The organism is Burkholderia metallica, from assembly GCF_902832845.1.
GTDB lineage: Bacteria > Pseudomonadota > Gammaproteobacteria > Burkholderiales > Burkholderiaceae > Burkholderia > Burkholderia metallica.
The window spans coordinates 302,886-318,639 of sequence record NZ_CADFDB010000001.1 but is presented as its reverse complement, the minus strand read 5'-3'; the positions used below and the strand labels follow the sequence as shown (position 1 = coordinate 318,639).

Below are 15,754 nucleotides of genomic sequence, written 5' to 3'. Positions count from 1 at the left end.
GCATCCCGTGTTCATTTCGTCAGCTTGACTAAACAAACCAACAACGGAATCCACATGAAGAACCCTCTCGAACCCGTTCCGCGCAAGCGCCGTGTCGATGCGCTCGCCACGCTGCTGCTGTCGCTCGCCGCCGCGCCCGCGTTCGCCCAGTCGCCATCGCCGGCCAGCGCCGGCGACGCCGCCGCGCCCGCGCAACAGGCCGCCGATGCCGCCGCGCCCACCGGCTTGTGGGAGCGTTCGAACCTGCTCGGCAACATGGGCGGCCTGCGCGACGTGCTCGGCGATCACGGCGTGACGCTCAGCCTGCAGGAAACCAGCGAGTACCTGTACAACACGTCGGGCGGCACGAATCGCGGCGGCGCCTATCAGGGGCTCACGCAATTCGGCTTCACTGTCGACACGGGCAAGGCGGTCGGCCTGCCGGGCGGCACGTTCAACGTGTCGGCGCTGCAGATTCACGGCACCAACCTCACGCAGCGCTACCTGCAGACGCTGCAGACCGCGACCGGCATCGAGGCGAATGCGACCACGCGCCTGTGGGAACTCTGGTACCAGCAGTCGCTGCTCGACGGCAAGGTCGACGTGAAGGTCGGCCAGCAGAGCGTCGACCAGGAATTCATGGTGAGCCAGAACGCGGCGACGTTCATGAACGCGACGTTCGGCTGGCCCGTGCTGCCGTCGACCGACCTGCCGGCCGGCGGCGCCGCGTATCCGCTGTCGTCGCTCGGCGTGCGGCTGCGCGTGAAGCCGGCCGATGCGTGGACCGCGATGGTCGGCGTGTTCGACGGCAACCCGGCCGGGCGCAGCGACGGCGATCCGCAGGTGCTGAACGCGCACGGCACCAACTTCAACCTGCGCAGCGGCGCATTCGTGATCGGCGAAGTGCAGTACGCGCTGAACGCGCCCCCGGCCGACCCGAAGGCGCCGCAGCCGGCCGGCCTGCCGGGCACGTACAAGCTCGGCTTCTGGTATCAGTCGCAGCATGCGAACGACCCGCGCTACGGCACCGACGGCCTGTCGCTCGCGAATCCGGACAGCAACGGCATCGCCGCCACCCATCGCGGCAACTACGGTTTCTATGCGGTGGCCGACCAGATGGTATGGCGGCCGTCGGCCGACAGCCCGCGCGCGGTCGGCGTGTTCGCGCGCGTGATGGGCTCGCCGGGCGATCGCAATATCGTCGATTTCGCGGCCAACGCAGGCGTGACGCTGAAGGCGCCGTTCGCCGGGCGCGACGACGACGTGGCGGGCATCGCGGTCGGTTACGCGAAGATCGGCTCGCATGCGCGCGGCCTCGACGGCGACACCGGCGTGTACGCGACACCCGGCTACCCGGTGCGCCGCGCGGAAACCGTCGTCGAAGCGACCTACCAGTACCAGGTCGCGCCGTGGTGGCAAGTGCAGGCCGACCTGCAGCACTTCTTCCGTCCGGGCGGCGGCATCCCGAACCCGAACGCGGCCGGTGCGCGCATCGGCGACGAAACGGTGATCGGCGTGCGCACGACGATCACGTTCTGACGCAGCCCGCATCAAGACACGGGCCGGACGGCCGCTTGCGCGCCGCTCCGGCCCGTGTGATGTTTCCCGTGCGGGCGACGCGGCACGCGCCGCGTCGTATGACTCGCCGTCTTACTCGCCGTACAACCCCAGCAGCTTCAGCGTGACGCCGTTGGTCCAGCCGAAGCCGTCCTGCAGCGGATATTCGCCGCCCCCGCCGCCGCCCGTGCCCGCGCCTTCGACCACGTACTTCTCGACGAGCTTGCCTTCGGCTGCATACACCTGCTTCACGTCGGACAGGAAGCGCGTGCCGATGTCCTTCGCGAGCGCCGGGTCGCCATAGCGCCGCAGCCCGTCGATCGCGATCCACTGCAACGGCGCCCAGCCGTTCGGCGCATCCCACTGCTGCCCGGTGTTCTCGGTGGTCGTCGCGAGGCCGCCCGGCTGCAGCAGCGTCTTGCGCACCTCGCGCGCGGTCGCCTTCGCGCGCTCGGGCCATGCGACGCCCGCGAACAGCGGATACAGCGCGGCGGCCGTCACGCCGTCGCGCGGCTTGCGCAACTGCCAGTCGTAGTCGCCGTAATAGCCGCGACGATTCCACAGATAGCGATTGATCGCGACTGCGCGCCGCGCGGCACGCCCGGAGAAATCGGTCACGCATCCGATGTCCCGCGCGACCGCGCAGCCCTTCACGATCGTCGTCTCGAGATGGAACATCAGGCTGTTCAGGTCGACCGGCACGATCGACGTCGTGCGGATCGTCGCGAGCGTCTTGCCGTCGCCGAACCAGCGCGAGCTGTAGTCCCAGCCGCTTTCGGCGCCCGCGCGCAGGTCGCGGTACACGTCGGTCGCCGGGCGGGACGGCACCGACTTCGCGGTCGTCACGTCCTCGAGATACGACTCGTCGCGCGGCGTATCGCTGGCATCCCAGTAGCGGTTCAGCACCGCGCCGTCGGGCATCGCGACCACGTGGCGCGCGGCCTGCCCGCGCGGCGTGGTGGTTTCGCCCTGCATCCAGTACGCATGCTCCTTGCGCAGTTCCGGCAGGTATTTCAGGTAGACCTTGTCGCCTTCGGCCTGCGCGGCGAGCGTGACCATGTACGCGAAGAACGGCGGCTGCGAGCGGCTCGCGTAATACGTGCGGTTGCCGTTCGGGATGTGGCCGATCGTGTCGATCAGGTGGGCGAAGTTGTCGAGCATGTCGTCGACGAGATCCTCGCGGCCCGACACCTGCAGCCCGAGCATCGTGAAATAGGTGTCCCAGTAGTAACCTTCGCGGAAGCGGCCGCCCGGCACGACGTACGGTTTCGGCATCGGAATCAGCGAACTGTACGGCGGCACCGTCGTGCTCGTGCGCGTGAGCTGCGGCCAAAGCCAGTCGATGTGCTGGCGCAGCGTCTGGTTCGGCGGCGGCGTCACGCCGCCTGCCGGGGGCGGCGTGAAATGCTGGTCGACGAACGCCTTCAGCGAAAAGCCCGGCTGCGATTTCTGTTGCTGATACAACTGCACGATCGTCGCGGGATCGGTATCGGGCGTCGCGTCGACGAAGGTCTTCTGGTCGGGATAGAGCTGCGCGGTCTGCACCGCGACGAACAGGTCGCCGTAGAGCTGGCTCGGCGGCGGCAGCAGCGTGCCCGCGGCGGGGGTCGCCGCCGCAGCAGAGGTGCCCGCGACCGCGGGCGGGCTGGCAACCTGTGCGGCGGCAGGGTTCGCGTTGTCGGCCTGCGCGGCGCAGCCGGCGACGGCGAGGTAGGCGACGGCCAGCGCGGCAGCCCAGCGCAGGCGTGGCGCGGGCGGTGCGAAACCCGATGCGGGATGCGATGCAGGACCGGCTGACAAGCGAGATGCAATCGATGCGGCACGACGTGACGTCATGACGTGTCCCCCCTTTCGATGGTGAGTGGATCGGCACGGGGTCTCGTTCGCGCGCGCGTTCGTCTCGATGGCCGTCGATCGATACGCGTCATGTAGTGGTGCGAGTGGGTCCGACTGTCGCACGAAACCCGCATGTCAAGCAAGTTTCGATTCGCGCGACTCGCGCAGATAGCCGCGCACCGCGCGCCAAGCGCGCGCTTCGAGTGCAGCGTCATCGGTCTCGCCGCGCGCGCCCGCCGCATCGACGATCCCCTTCACGATCGCGAGCAGATCGCGTGCGACGACGTCGGGCGCCGCGACGTGCGGCGCGTCGCGCAGACCGAGCGCATGCAGCAACACGGCGTGGATGCGGTCCGCGACCCGTGCGTCGCGCGCGTCGAGCGTCAGCCGCGCTTCCTCGAAATCGATCAGCCGCGCGAGCGCCGGCCGGCGCATCTGGTGCGCCACGGCTCCGCGCACCAGCGCGCGCAGGACGTCGTCGCAGCACGACAGCGCGGCCGCGCGATCGACGTCGTCGAGCAGATGCGCGCTCTCGCGCTCGACGAGCGCGGCCGTCAGCGCATCGCGATTCGGGAAGTATTGATAGAGCGAGCCGATGCTCACGCCGGCCAGTGCCGCGACCGCGTTGGTCGTGTAGCCGTCGAAGCCGTCGCGCTCCAGCACGCGGGCAGCGGCCTCGACGATCGCGTCGACGGTAGCGACCGAACGGCGCTGGCGCGGTGCCTTGCGGGGCGACAGCGGCGTGCGCGAAGACGATTCGGACATGGTGGGCATGCGAGCTTCGAATATGAGCAAACGCTCATATTCTAGAAACGCCCTTTCGCGCTGTCAAAAAGGTCCGTGTGCGATGGTGAACCGTGACGCGGCCCATCGTGTTCCTGTTCTCCGGCACGTGCGCCGAATCGCGAAGCCTCTATGGTTACTGCACGAACACATTGCACCGCTCTCTCTCGAAACTGACGGCACACGCGACTCGCTGCGCTGCAACGAAACCCCACCCGACTCGGCGTGGACGACCGGCTCGCGAGTCCGGGTCGCGCAGGATCGCCACGCGCGTGAACTCGCCGTCGCGGCACTGCACGAGACGCATTCCGGCGATCGCCGCTTCGACATCGCGAAGATCCTGCCGACCGTCGAGACCGCGCAGCCTGTCAGCCGAGTCCATGCTGCGCGTGCGCCCGTTCGCGCAGTCGTTCTTTCCACCCCGCCCGCTCGAAAAGACGACTGTTGCAACATGCGGAACAACTGTTGTCGTACGTGACTCAACGGTCACATTGTGGGCATAATGGCGCCTTTACCGCGTGCCCAGCCCATGTCGCCCGTCTTTCTAGCACCGCTCATCGTTGCCTGTGCGTTGTTCATGGAAAGCGTCGACGCGAACATCATCGTCACCGCCCTCCCGGCGATGGCGAGGGACTTCGGGCACAGCCCCGTCACGTTGAACATCGCGATCACGGCCTACGTGGTCGGGCTCGGCGTGTTCATCCCGATCTGCGGCTGGCTCGCCGACCGCTTCAGCGCCCGCTCCGTATTCCGCACCGCGATCGGCATCTTCGTCGTCGGCTCGCTGATGTGCGCGGCGTCCAATTCCCTCGGCGTGCTCACGTTCGCGCGCTTCATCCAGGGCGTCGGCGGCGCGATGATGGTGCCCGTCGGGCGCATCATCATCTTCCGCGCGGTGCCGCGCTCGGATCTCGTGCGCGCGATGAACTACCTCGCGATTCCCGCGCTGTTCGGGCCGACGGTCGGGCCGCTCGTCGGCGGCTTCATCACGACCTACCTGCACTGGCGGATGATCTTCTTCATCAACGTGCCGATCGGCATCTACGGGATCTATCTCGCGAGCAAGCACATCGCGAACACGCGCGAGCCCGATCCGGGCCCGCTCGACTGGTTCGGCTTCCTGCTGTCGGCCAGCGGCGCCGCGCTGCTGCTGATGGGCCTCACGCTGATCGACGGCTCGCTCACGTCGCGCTCGAACGCGATCCTCATGTGCGTGGCCGGCACCGCGATGCTCGCGCTCTACGTGCCGTACGCGCGCCGCAAGGAGCGCCCGGTGCTCGACCTCAGTTTCCTCAAGATTCCGACGTATCACGCGAGCGTCGTCGGCGGGTCGCTGTTCCGCATCGGCCTCGGCGCGGTGCCGTTCCTGCTGCCGCTCGCGCTGCAGGAAGGTCTCGGCATGAGCGCGTTCCATTCGGGGCTGATCACCTGCGCGTCCGCGTTCGGCGGCGCGATGAGCCGCTCGACGGCCACCCATACGCTGCGCCGCTTCGGCTTCCGCACGGTGCTGATCTACAACGCGGCCTTCGCGGGGCTCGCGATCGCCGCGTACGGCGTGTTCCATCCCGGCATGGCGACCTGGGCGATCTGGCTGATCGTGCTCGTCGGCGGCATCTTCCCCGCGCTGCAGTTCACGAGCCTGAACTCGATGATCTACGCGGACATCTCGCCGCGCGATGCGGGCCGCGCGACGAGCCTCGGCAGCGTCGTGCAGCAGATGTCGCTCGGCCTCGGCGTGACGGTGGCCGGCCTCGTGCTGCATATTTCGCACTGGCTGCAGGGTCATCAGAAGATGGTGTGGTCGGATTTCTGGCCCGCGTTCGTCGTGGTCGGGCTGTGCTCGTTCGCATCGATTCCGATCACGCGCCGGCTGCCGCCCGGCGCCGGCGACGAAGTCGCGCGTGGCAAGCGGCAATAAACGGCCCGTGCGGCGGAATCGTTTTCGCCGCCGGCGAATTGCGTTGCGTTTTAATTTTTCAATTCCCGCTTTATTCAATAAAGCGAAATGAATAAAAAGCGCCGGCCGCAATAGCGACCTGAAAATCACGTCGAACCGAAAATCGCCTGAACGGAACCGTACGGGGCTTCCGCCTTGTCCGGCGCAATGCCCGCCCGGCCTTGCGCCCCGGGGGCATTGCGATTCGCGCACGCGGATCACTTGAAAATCCCGAATATATCGACCAATAATGAGCGGCCCGCATCCGCGCGAACGTCATCCCCACGCCGGCATTCGGACAGTTGCGGTAACAATCCCATCTGCTGCTTCAAGTTTCGACCGCTTTCATGCGTCGAAGGAGTCGCCATGACTCAAGAGCTGATTTTGCGTGCGCCGAACCCGTTCGCCGTCGATTCGCCGGTCGCGCCGGCCATCGCCCCGCGGCGGCTACCCGCGCATCTGGCCGTCATTCTCGACGGCAACCGGCGCTGGGCCGACCGGCTCGGCCTGCCGCCCGCCGAAGGGTACCGGGCCGGCGGCCGCAACGTGCACGCGCTGCTGTCGTGGTGCGAGGAAGCCGGCATCCCGTTCGTGACGCTCTGGCCGCTGTCCACCGACAACCTCGACCGCGACGCCGACGAATTGCGCGGCCTGCTCGCGGTGATCGCCGACGTCTTCGACGAACTCGCCGCCAGCGGCCGCTGGCGCCTGCGCGTGATCGGCGACCTGACGAAACTGCCGCCCGCCACGGCCGGGCGCATCGACGCCGCGCAACGACGCACGGCCGGCTCGCGCGGGCTCGACGTGAACATCGCGGTCGCGTACAGCGGCCGCCTCGACCTGCTGCGTGCGATCCGGTCGTTGATCGAGGAGCATGTCGCGGTCGGCACCGTCGATCAGCTGCTCGCGCGGCTCAGCCCCGAGCTGATCGCGAGCCGGCTCTACACGGCCGGCCAGCCCGAACCGGACCTCGTGATCCGCACGTCCGGCGAGCAGCGCCTGTCGAATTTCATGCTCTGGCAAACCGCTTTCTCGGAGTTCTATTTCACGCCGACGTGCTGGCCCGATTTCGGACGCAACGACTTCGAGCAGGCCATCGATGCCTACGGCAAACGCACGCGCCGGTTCGGCAAGTAGGCCGGAGCGCACCTTCACTGCGCCCGTTGTCATCCGCCCTTCGCGAGATACGCCATGTCCACCGTCGAAACCGTTGCCGCCGCGCCCGCGCTGGTGCTGCCGCATCTGTTCCACCCGTTCGAAACGCCCGTGCATCCCGATGCCGGTCGCGCCGAAGCCGATCTGCATGCGTGGATGAACGGCCACGGCTTGCTCGACGATCCGCGCTGGGCCAGCGGCATCCGCCACGGCAAGGTCGGCGAATACTGCGCGCGCGTCTATGCGCATGCGACCTTCGACGGCCTGTGCACGACGACCCGCGCATACGGCTGGATCTTCGCGATCGACGACGGCCTGTGCAGCCTGCACGGCGCCGCGCGCGCGCCCGGCGATCTCGGGGCGCTCTACCTGTGGCTGTACGAGATGATGGCCGATCCGACCGGCTACGATCCGGTGCCGCTGCGCACTGCGCTGGCGGCGCGGCTGCCGCACCTGGCTGCATTCCTGCCGTCGCTGCAACGGGCGACGCAGGACGTGTGTGCACGCATCGCGGCCACGTGCACGCGCGCGCAATTCGCGCGCTGGACGGCGGGCATGATGACGTTCCTGTTTTCGACGCTGTGGGAAGCCGGCCGTTACGCGACCGACGTCGTGCCGGGCGAGGCCGAATACCTCTCAGGCCGCACGTACAACGGATGCGGCGAAGGCGCGTTTGCGCTGATCGATATCGCCGCGGGCTACGAAGCACCGGCCGCGTTCTACGCCGACGAGGAGGTTCAGCGCCTGCGCAAGCTGTCCAGCCTGATCCTGTGCCTGTGCAACGACATCTTTTCGTATCCGAAGGAAGCCGGCGAATCGAGCAGCAATCTCGTGTGCGTCCTGATGCACGAACGCCGGCTCGCGCCGCAAGCCGCGCTCGACGCGGCGGCCGGAATCCACAACGGGTATCTGGCGCAATATCTGGATCTGGAAACGCGGGTGCGGGCGCGCACCACCGACCGAACGTCGCTGCGGCTGCTTGACGAAGCCCGCACGTATATTCGCGGCAACTACGACTGGCATTTCGGTTCGCCGCGTTACGGCGCGGCCCGACATTACGACTTGTCGCGCGCATTGCGGCCGGGGGAGACGAGCACCACGGCCTGAAGGGCCGCGTGACGGAGAGGGGAAACCGGAAAAAACAAAAAAATCAGCGGACATCCACACGGGGCCGGTGCGCAACCGCATGGATGTCCGCTCAGGGCTCCGGGTCTCCCGATGGGGGTTGAGAATCCCGGATTCGCTTCCTGCGTGCCATGGACATATGTGCGTCGGAAGCGGAATCGTTGCGCGCTCATTTCGTCGCGCCATGGACTGCACTATAGGGAAACTTGCGAAATGCATCTGTCAAGCATTGTCAGACACGTTGCAGCGGCACGTCATGCGCGTGCGCCGCTTTCGCGCTAAAGTGGCTCCCGATCATCACTCCCGGCCGCCCTTCCGATGCTTACGCTCTCGCCCGCCGCCGCCCGCGCGCTGCATCTCGCCGCGCAGGGCCTGCTGACGCCGCCCCGCCGCAAGGCGACCAAATCCGACGTGCTCGACACGATCCGCCGGATGGCGCAACTGCAGATCGACACGATCCACGTCGTCGCGCGGAGCCCGTATCTCGTGCTGTTCAGCCGTCTCGGCGATTTCTCGCCGCAGTGGCTCGACGAACATCTCGCGGAGGCGCGCCTGTTCGAATACTGGTCGCACGAGGCGTGCTTTTTGCCGATCGAGCAGTTCGGCCTGATGCGCTACAAGATGCTCGATCCGTCGGGAATGGGCTGGAAATACGCGGCCGAGTGGCACGAACAGCATCGTCCCGCCATCGAGCGGCTGCTCGCGCGAATTCGCGACGAAGGCCCCGTGCGCTCGGCCGATTTCGTCCGCGACGATGGCGTGAAAGGCAACGGGTGGTGGGATCGCAAGCCCGAGAAGCGTCACCTGGAAGTGCTGTTCACGACGGGCGACCTGATGGTGTCGGAACGCCGCAATTTCCAGCGCGTCTACGACGTGCGCGAGCGCGTGCTGCCCGACTGGGACGACGCGCGCGACCTGCCGCCGCGCGAAGCCGTGCTGCCCGCGCTGCTCGACCTCACGTGCCGCGCGCTCGGCGTCGTGCGCGCGGACTGGGTGGCCGATTACTATCGGCTGCCGCGCCGTTCGTACCGCGCGGAGCTCGAGCAGCTCGCGGACGCGGGCGACCTGATCCCGGTGGCGATCGACGGCTGGAAGGAGCCGGCCTACGTGCATCGCTCGCTCGAAGCGTGGCTGCCGGCCGCCGAGGCCGATACGCTGCGCTCGACGGTCACGACGCTGCTGTCGCCGTTCGACCCGGTCGTCTGGGACCGGCGGCGTGCATCGACGCTGTTCGGTTTCGATTACACGATCGAATGCTATACGCCCGAGCACAAGCGGCGTTACGGCTATTTCTGCCTGCCGGTGCTGCATCGCGGCCGGCTGGTCGGGCGCGTCGACGCGAAGGCGCATCGCACGCTCGGCACGTTCGAACTGAAGGCCGTGCATGTCGAGCCCGGTGTGCGATTCGGCACCGGGGTCGCGGCCGATGTCGCGAAGGCGGTGAAGAAGCTCGCTGCATGGCACGGCACGCCGGACGTCACGGTCCGGCACGCGCCGCCCGAGCTGGAGAAGGCGCTGGCCGCCGCGTAACGCGCGCGCGGCTCACGCGCAGGGTGCCGGCCCGCGCGGGCCGGCCGCCCGTCAATCGCGCAGCTTGCGAAAACGCGGCGTGCCGTCTTCGAGATTGCCGTTGAACATCGCTTCCGGCCGCACCCACAGCCCGCGCGCATGCGGCCACAGGTGTTCGTACACGACCACCGATTCCTCGGTTTCGGAATGGCGCGCAACGCCGATATAGCGATACAGACCGCCCTTGTAATGGCGATGCGTCGCGAGCTGTTCGGCTTCCTGTTCGGTCATGACGGGCTTCTCTTCGGCAAAAAACGGAAAGTGCGTATTGTATGCGCTGCGCCGCGCGTCAGCGTTTCGCGTAGATGTCCGGGCGGCGGATCTCCATCACCCGCTCGGGATTCTCCACCGGCCCGAAGCCGACCGGCCGGTACAGCGCATGCGCATCGGACGTCACGAGCATGATGCGGCGCAGGCCCTGCACCATCTCCTGCGCGAACACGTAATCGATCAGCGCGCGGCCGTAACCGTGGCCGCGGTCGGCCGGCAGCACGAACACGTCGCACAGGTACGCGAACGTCGCGTGATCGGTCACGAGCCGCGCGAAGCCGACGAGCCGGTCGCCGACGTACGCGCCGAAGCACAGCGAGCCCGCGATCGCCCGCTCGACCACGTCGCGCGGGATGCCCTGCGACCAGTACGCGTCGCGGTGCAGGAAGTCGAAGATCGCGTCGACGTCGAGTTCGCGCTTGTCGGTGGAAAATCTCAGCGTGGCGGGGGCGGCAGCGGGCACGTCGGTCTCCGGTTCGAGGGGAATGCGAAACGCCGACAATACCGCGCAGCGCGTGGGGCGACAAGCGGTGCTGCATGTCGCTGCGGCTCGACGGATGCGCATGCGCCTTCCGGGCGAAAGTGGCGTGCAGTCGGGCTCGGGCGGTCGACATTTATGCTGCCTGTCGCTGCGGCCCGACGGATGCACATGCGCTTTGCGGGCGAAAGTGGCGTGCAACCGGGCTGGGGTGGCCGACTTGTTCAGCAAACCGCACATCGGTGCCAATCGTCCCGATGAGGCGGCGCGAGCGCGCTCGACCCTCTCGCGTCTCCGCACGCGCAGCCGATCGTGCACGCGACCGAACGCGATTCGGTGACAATGTCACCCTGCCCGATCAACCCGCCACACCGCTTCATGCCCTACCGCCTCATCGCATTCGACTTCGACGGCACACTTGCCGATTCGCTCGACAGCTTTCTCGCGGCGCTGTCGGAAGCGTCGCGTCTGCACGGCTTTCGCGACGCGACGCCCGAGCTGCGCCCGGCGCTGCGCGGCATGTCGGCGCGCGACATCATTCGCGCGCTCGACGTGCCGATGTGGAAAGTGCCGCGCGTGACGATCGACATGCGTCGCCTGATGCAGCCGCGTGTCGCGCAAGTGGCGCTGTTCCCCGGCGTCGACGCTACGTTCGACGCGCTCGCCGCGCGCGGCATCCGCATCGCGATCGCCACGTCGAATACCGAGGCGATCGTGCGCGACCGGCTCGGCCCGCACGCGAGCAGCCGGGTCGAACATTTCGCGTGCGGCATTCCGCTGTTCGGCAAGGCACGTCGTCTGCGCGCACTCGTTCAAGAGGCCGGCGTGCGGCACGACGAAGCGCTGTACGTCGGCGACGAAATCCGCGATGCCGACGCGGCACGACGCGCGCGCATCGCATTCCAGGGCGTCGCGTGGGGCTATACCGCGCCCGACGCGTTGCAGGCGCATTGCGCGACACCGTTGCTGCCGAGTCTCGCCGCCCTGCTCGATCGCGTATGACGCATTCGTGCGCGTCCTGCGCATCGTTCACGTCGTGTGCTTCGTTCGCCTCGTGCGCGTCGCACGTCCGGTTCGGTCCGCCGCTCGCCACGCACGATCTCCCACGACACCACGATGGCCGCCAGATGACACCCCCGTGCATTTCACGCGTCACGTGCACGCAAAAATTGCCGCCGCCGCACACACAGCATGTACGCAATACCTGTCGGCGCGCACGCTCATCGATTCGTCTTACCAACCGTTACACAAACCACAGCACCGTTGCACCTGCTACCGGATCGCTCTCCTAGAATCGGTCGGGCCGGGAAACACTTCGACCGGCGCCGCGGCAGAGCGGCGGTCGAATCCGGCCCGGGCGCGCCCGGTCTCTCGCACAGCACCGGATCAAACGATCCGGTTTTCAACCAGAGCCCCGATCGAAAGGAGGTCCCATGAACCGCTTTCCCCAAGTCTCGCGCCTTGCCTTGTCTGCCGCTGGCCTGCTTCTCGTCGCCGTGACGGCGACCGCGCAAACCGCCCAACCGGCACCGGCCGCACCGGCTGCGCCGGCCGCCGCCGCGACGCGCATCCACGAAGCCGACCAGGCCTTCATCACGGACGGCACGAAAACGGTGTCGACGCAGCACGGCGCGGCACGCATCGCCGACTCGCGCACGTCGGACAGCCAGGTGAAGGCATTCGCGCAACGCGTGTCGGCCGATGATCAAAAGATCATCCAGGCGATGCGCGCAGCCAGCCCGCGCGGCGTCGACGTGCCGGCCAACGACCCCGACACGGCCGTGCTGGACAGCATCAAGAACCTGCGCGGCGCCGAGTTCGACAAGGCGTATATCGAACAGGTCGCGCTCGCCGGCCAGCAGAAGACGATTTCGGCGTTCCAGGCCGAAATCGCGTCGGGCCGCGACGCGAAGCTGAAGGAAGTCGCCCGCCAGGCGCTGCCGATCCTGCAGAAGCAGTATGCGGACGCGCAGAAGCTCGCGGAACGCCACCACCTCGCATCGGCGCAGTAACGCGCCGCCCCAGCGCCGCGCGTGATGCGCGGCGCGCTGCTTTCCCTGCCGTCGCGTCGCCGCTCCCTTCCGGCGGCGCGACGCGCGTCAGACGTCACACTTCACGCGTTGCACGTGACATCGCAAGCTTCGCGTCCAGCCGCGCACGCACGTCCGGCCATTCGTCGTCGATGATGCTGAAGCGCACCGAATTGCGCTTGCGGCCATCCGGCATGATCCGTTCGTGCCGCACGATGCCTTCCTGCTTCGCACCGAGCCGCAAAATCGCCGCGCGCGATTTCTCGTTCAGCTCGTCGGTCGTGAACTGCACGCGCACGCATTGCAGCACGTCGAACGCATAACCCAGCAGCAACCGTTTCGCGTCGGTATTCGCGCGCGTGCGCTGCGCCGATTCGCTCAGCCACGTATGGCCGATCTCGAGCTTGCGGTTCTGGCGATCGATCTTCCAGAAGCGCGTGCTGCCGATCACGCGGCCCGATGCGCGATCGACGATCGCGAACGGCATCACGGTGCCGGCGGCGCGGCCCTGCAACGCGGTGTCGATATAGGCGTCGACCGTCTCGGGGCCCGGCACGACCGTGACCTTCAGGTTCCACAGCTGGCCGTCCGCGGCGGCATCCAGCAGCGCCTGCCGGTCGGCTCGGTCGAGCGGCCTCAGTTCGACGCATGCGCCGGTGAGGATCGGTGGTTCGAGGGAAACGGAAGTGTCGGTCATGAGGAATTCCGGAAAAAGGCGGCGATGGCGGTGAAACGCCCATCATACGGCCGCGTCAGCCGAGCAGCGTGGCCAGGCGCCGGCGAATCGCGTTCGCCTCGCCGCGCAGCGCGTCGGCAAACGCATCGACGAGCAGGCTCTTCGGCCGATGCTCGGGCACGATCACGCTGACCCGGTACGGGAACGACCGCGTGAGCGGCCGCACGTGCAGGCCGCGCCCGACGAAATCGAGCGCGGTCAGCGGATTGACGATCGCGGCGCCGAGCCCTTGCCGCACGAACGCGCACACCGACACCGCCGACGGTGTTTCGACGACCGAGCGCGGCGCGACGCCGAGTTGCGCGAACGCCTCGTCGATCAGGATGCGGTACGGATCGTTCAACGACAGGCTCACGAACGGACGGTCGGCGAGATCCGGCAGATCGATCGCGTCCTGCGCGAGCAGCGGATGGCCGTCGGGCAGCACGCAGACTTCGTCGACTTCGAGCAGCGGCGTGAGCACAGTGCCGGGCGGCGCGACGTCGTGCTCGGTCAGTCCGACGTCGTAACGCTGCGCGGTCAGCCACTCTTCGAGCACCGGCGATTCCTGCGTCGCAACCGACACGCTCACGCCCGCGTGCGCGTCATGAAAACGCCGGCACGCGCCGGGCAGGATCGCGTGCGAAAACGCCGGCAGCGCGATCACCGACAGCTGACCGTCGCGAAACTCGCGCAGGCGCGCGGCCGTCGCCGCGACGCGTTCAAGCCCCACATACGCGAGCCGCACGTCGTCGAACAGCGTGAGCGCCGCCATCGTCGGCCGCAGCCGGCCGTGCGCGCGCTCGAACAACGCAAAGCCGACCACCTGCTCCATGCGCGCGAGCTCGCGGCTGATCGTCGGTTGCGACGTATAGAGCATCTCGGCCGCGCGCGTCGTGCTGCCGGTGACCATCAGCGCGCGAAAAACCTCGATATGACGATGCGTGAGCATGATCGGCTATATCAGATATGAATCGAATGTCGATAAACATGCATTTTACTGTATAGCCAATCCGGCGCATCATTCACGTTATCCGTTCATTCGTCCCGATTCATCCGCCATGTCCCTCGATTCCCGCCAGCTCGCGACGCTCGCGCAGCAATACGGCACCCCGCTGTGGGTGTACGACGCCGACGTCATCCGCGACCGCATCGCCCAACTGCGCCAGTTCGACGTGATCCGCTATGCGCAGAAGGCGAACTCGAACGTCCATATCCTGAAGCTGATGCGCGAGGAAGGCGCGTGCGTCGACGCGGTGTCGCTCGGCGAGATCGAGCGCAGCCTCGCGGCCGGGTTCAGTCCGGCAGGCGAGCCGGAGGGCGTCGTGTTCACGGCCGACCTGATCGACCGCCCGACGCTCGCGGCCGTGCTGAAGCACGGCGTGACCGTCAACGCCGGTTCGCTCGACATGCTCGCGCGCATCGGCGAGCACGCGCCCGGCCACCGCGTGTGGCTGCGCGTCAACCCCGGGTTCGGCCACGGCCACAGCAACAAGACCAACACCGGCGGCCCGCAGAGCAAGCACGGCATCTGGATCGACGACGTGCCGCGCGCGATCGAGATCGTGCGCCGGTACGGGCTGAAGCTGGTCGGCATCCATATGCATATCGGCTCGGGCGTCGACTACGGCCACCTGTCGCAGGTATGCGATGCGATGGTCGATCTCGTCACGTCGCTCGGCCATGACATCGACGCGATCTCGGCCGGCGGCGGCCTGTCGATCCCGTATCGCGACGGCGAGCCGCGTGTCGACGTCGGTCACTACTTCAGCCAGTGGGACGCCGCGCGCAAGCGGATCGAGCGGCACCTCGGCCACCCGGTACGCATCGAGATCGAACCGGGCCGTTTCCTCGTCGCCGAAGCCGGCACGCTCGTCACCGAAGTGCAGGCCGTCAACCGCCGGCCGAAGCACGATTTCGTGCTGATCGACGCGGGCTTCAACGACCTGATGCGCCCGTCGATGTACGGCAGCTACCACGCGGTGTCGGTGCATGCGCCGGATGGCGCGCTGCCGGCCGGCCGGCCGCTCGTCGACATCGCGATCGCGGGGCCGCTGTGCGAATCGGGCGACGTGTTCACGCAGGATGCGGGCGGTGTCGTCACGCACCGCAAGCTGGCGCAGCCGCAGATCGGCGACCTGCTGTTCCTGCACGACGCGGGCGCGTACGGCGCGTCGATGTCGTCGAATTACAACAGCCGGCCGCTCGCGCCGGAAGTGCTCGTCGATCGCGGCGTGCCGCGTCTGATCCGCCGCCGGCAGACGATCGACGAATTGCTCGCGCTCGAAACGTTCGAGTAACGCCGGCACGAAGCAACGGGG

Annotated in this window: 14 protein-coding genes; 8 read left to right on the top strand and 6 right to left on the bottom strand. The window is 67.6% G+C overall.

Features of this window, described 5'->3' with window-relative positions; genetic code table 11:
- Positions 1–54 precede the first annotated feature (54 nt).
- Complete coding sequence (locus tag HWX08_RS01455; RefSeq protein WP_174922805.1) at positions 55–1,518, top strand: carbohydrate porin; 1,464 nt, start codon at positions 55–57, stop codon at positions 1,516–1,518.
- A gap of 111 nt (positions 1,519–1,629) precedes the next feature.
- Here HWX08_RS01455 and treA read toward each other — a convergent pair whose 3' ends face one another.
- The gene (gene treA / locus HWX08_RS01450) at positions 1,630–3,372 is read right to left on the bottom strand and encodes an alpha,alpha-trehalase TreA (RefSeq protein ID WP_174922806.1); all 1,743 of its coding nucleotides are present in this window, start codon (positions 3,370–3,372) and stop codon (positions 1,630–1,632) included.
- A gap of 135 nt (positions 3,373–3,507) precedes the next feature.
- Positions 3,508–4,137 carry a TetR/AcrR family transcriptional regulator gene (locus tag HWX08_RS01445; protein WP_174922821.1) on the bottom strand — a complete coding sequence of 210 codons (630 nt, stop codon included), beginning with the start codon at positions 4,135–4,137 and terminating at the stop codon, positions 3,508–3,510.
- A 547-nt stretch (positions 4,138–4,684) separates the two neighbouring features.
- On the opposite strand from HWX08_RS01445, the gene HWX08_RS01440 reads away from it, so the two are divergent.
- From HWX08_RS01440 to HWX08_RS01425, 4 genes are all read left to right on the top strand, one after another.
- Positions 4,685–6,073: an MFS transporter gene (locus HWX08_RS01440; RefSeq protein ID WP_069260420.1), complete on the top strand. Its 1,389-nt coding sequence runs from the start codon at positions 4,685–4,687 to the stop codon at positions 6,071–6,073.
- A gap of 384 nt (positions 6,074–6,457) precedes the next feature.
- Positions 6,458–7,228, top strand: a complete 771-nt coding sequence (gene uppS, locus HWX08_RS01435; protein WP_174922807.1) for a polyprenyl diphosphate synthase — start codon at positions 6,458–6,460, stop codon at positions 7,226–7,228.
- Positions 7,229–7,282: 54 nt separating this feature from the next.
- A complete protein-coding gene (locus HWX08_RS01430; protein ID WP_174922808.1) occupies positions 7,283–8,353 on the top strand; it encodes a terpene synthase family protein in 1,071 nt (356 codons plus the stop codon).
- A 336-nt stretch (positions 8,354–8,689) separates the two neighbouring features.
- Positions 8,690–9,901 carry a winged helix-turn-helix domain-containing protein gene (locus tag HWX08_RS01425; RefSeq protein WP_174922809.1) on the top strand — a complete coding sequence of 404 codons (1,212 nt, stop codon included), beginning with the start codon at positions 8,690–8,692 and terminating at the stop codon, positions 9,899–9,901.
- Positions 9,902–9,952: 51 nt separating this feature from the next.
- Here the strand turns inward: HWX08_RS01425 and HWX08_RS01420 are convergent, their stop codons facing one another.
- Positions 9,953–10,171 (bottom strand): DUF1653 domain-containing protein, encoded by a 219-nt coding sequence (locus HWX08_RS01420; protein WP_006480837.1) that lies wholly within the window; start codon positions 10,169–10,171, stop codon positions 9,953–9,955.
- 58 nt (positions 10,172–10,229) lie between these two features.
- Entirely contained in the window at positions 10,230–10,673 is a 444-nt protein-coding gene (locus HWX08_RS01415; RefSeq protein ID WP_069260424.1) for a GNAT family N-acetyltransferase, read from the bottom strand.
- Positions 10,674–11,066: 393 nt separating this feature from the next.
- On the opposite strand from HWX08_RS01415, the gene HWX08_RS01410 reads away from it, so the two are divergent.
- Both HWX08_RS01410 and HWX08_RS01405 read left to right on the top strand, forming a co-directional pair.
- Positions 11,067–11,690, top strand: a complete 624-nt coding sequence (locus tag HWX08_RS01410) for an HAD hydrolase-like protein (RefSeq protein WP_174922810.1) — start codon at positions 11,067–11,069, stop codon at positions 11,688–11,690.
- 431 nt (positions 11,691–12,121) lie between these two features.
- A complete protein-coding gene (locus tag HWX08_RS01405; protein ID WP_069260426.1) occupies positions 12,122–12,700 on the top strand; it encodes a DUF4142 domain-containing protein in 579 nt (192 codons plus the stop codon).
- Positions 12,701–12,794: 94 nt separating this feature from the next.
- On the opposite strand, the gene HWX08_RS01400 is transcribed toward HWX08_RS01405, so the two are convergent.
- Both HWX08_RS01400 and HWX08_RS01395 read right to left on the bottom strand, forming a co-directional pair.
- Positions 12,795–13,415: a GNAT family N-acetyltransferase gene (locus HWX08_RS01400; protein ID WP_174922811.1), complete on the bottom strand. Its 621-nt coding sequence runs from the start codon at positions 13,413–13,415 to the stop codon at positions 12,795–12,797.
- 55 nt (positions 13,416–13,470) lie between these two features.
- Positions 13,471–14,385, bottom strand: coding sequence for a LysR family transcriptional regulator (locus tag HWX08_RS01395; RefSeq protein ID WP_107311109.1), 915 nt, complete (start codon positions 14,383–14,385; stop codon positions 13,471–13,473).
- A 109-nt stretch (positions 14,386–14,494) separates the two neighbouring features.
- Between HWX08_RS01395 and lysA the strand changes: the two genes are divergently transcribed.
- Complete coding sequence (lysA, locus tag HWX08_RS01390) at positions 14,495–15,733, top strand: diaminopimelate decarboxylase (RefSeq protein ID WP_174922812.1); 1,239 nt, start codon at positions 14,495–14,497, stop codon at positions 15,731–15,733.
- The last annotated feature ends 21 nt before the right edge of the window (positions 15,734–15,754 follow it).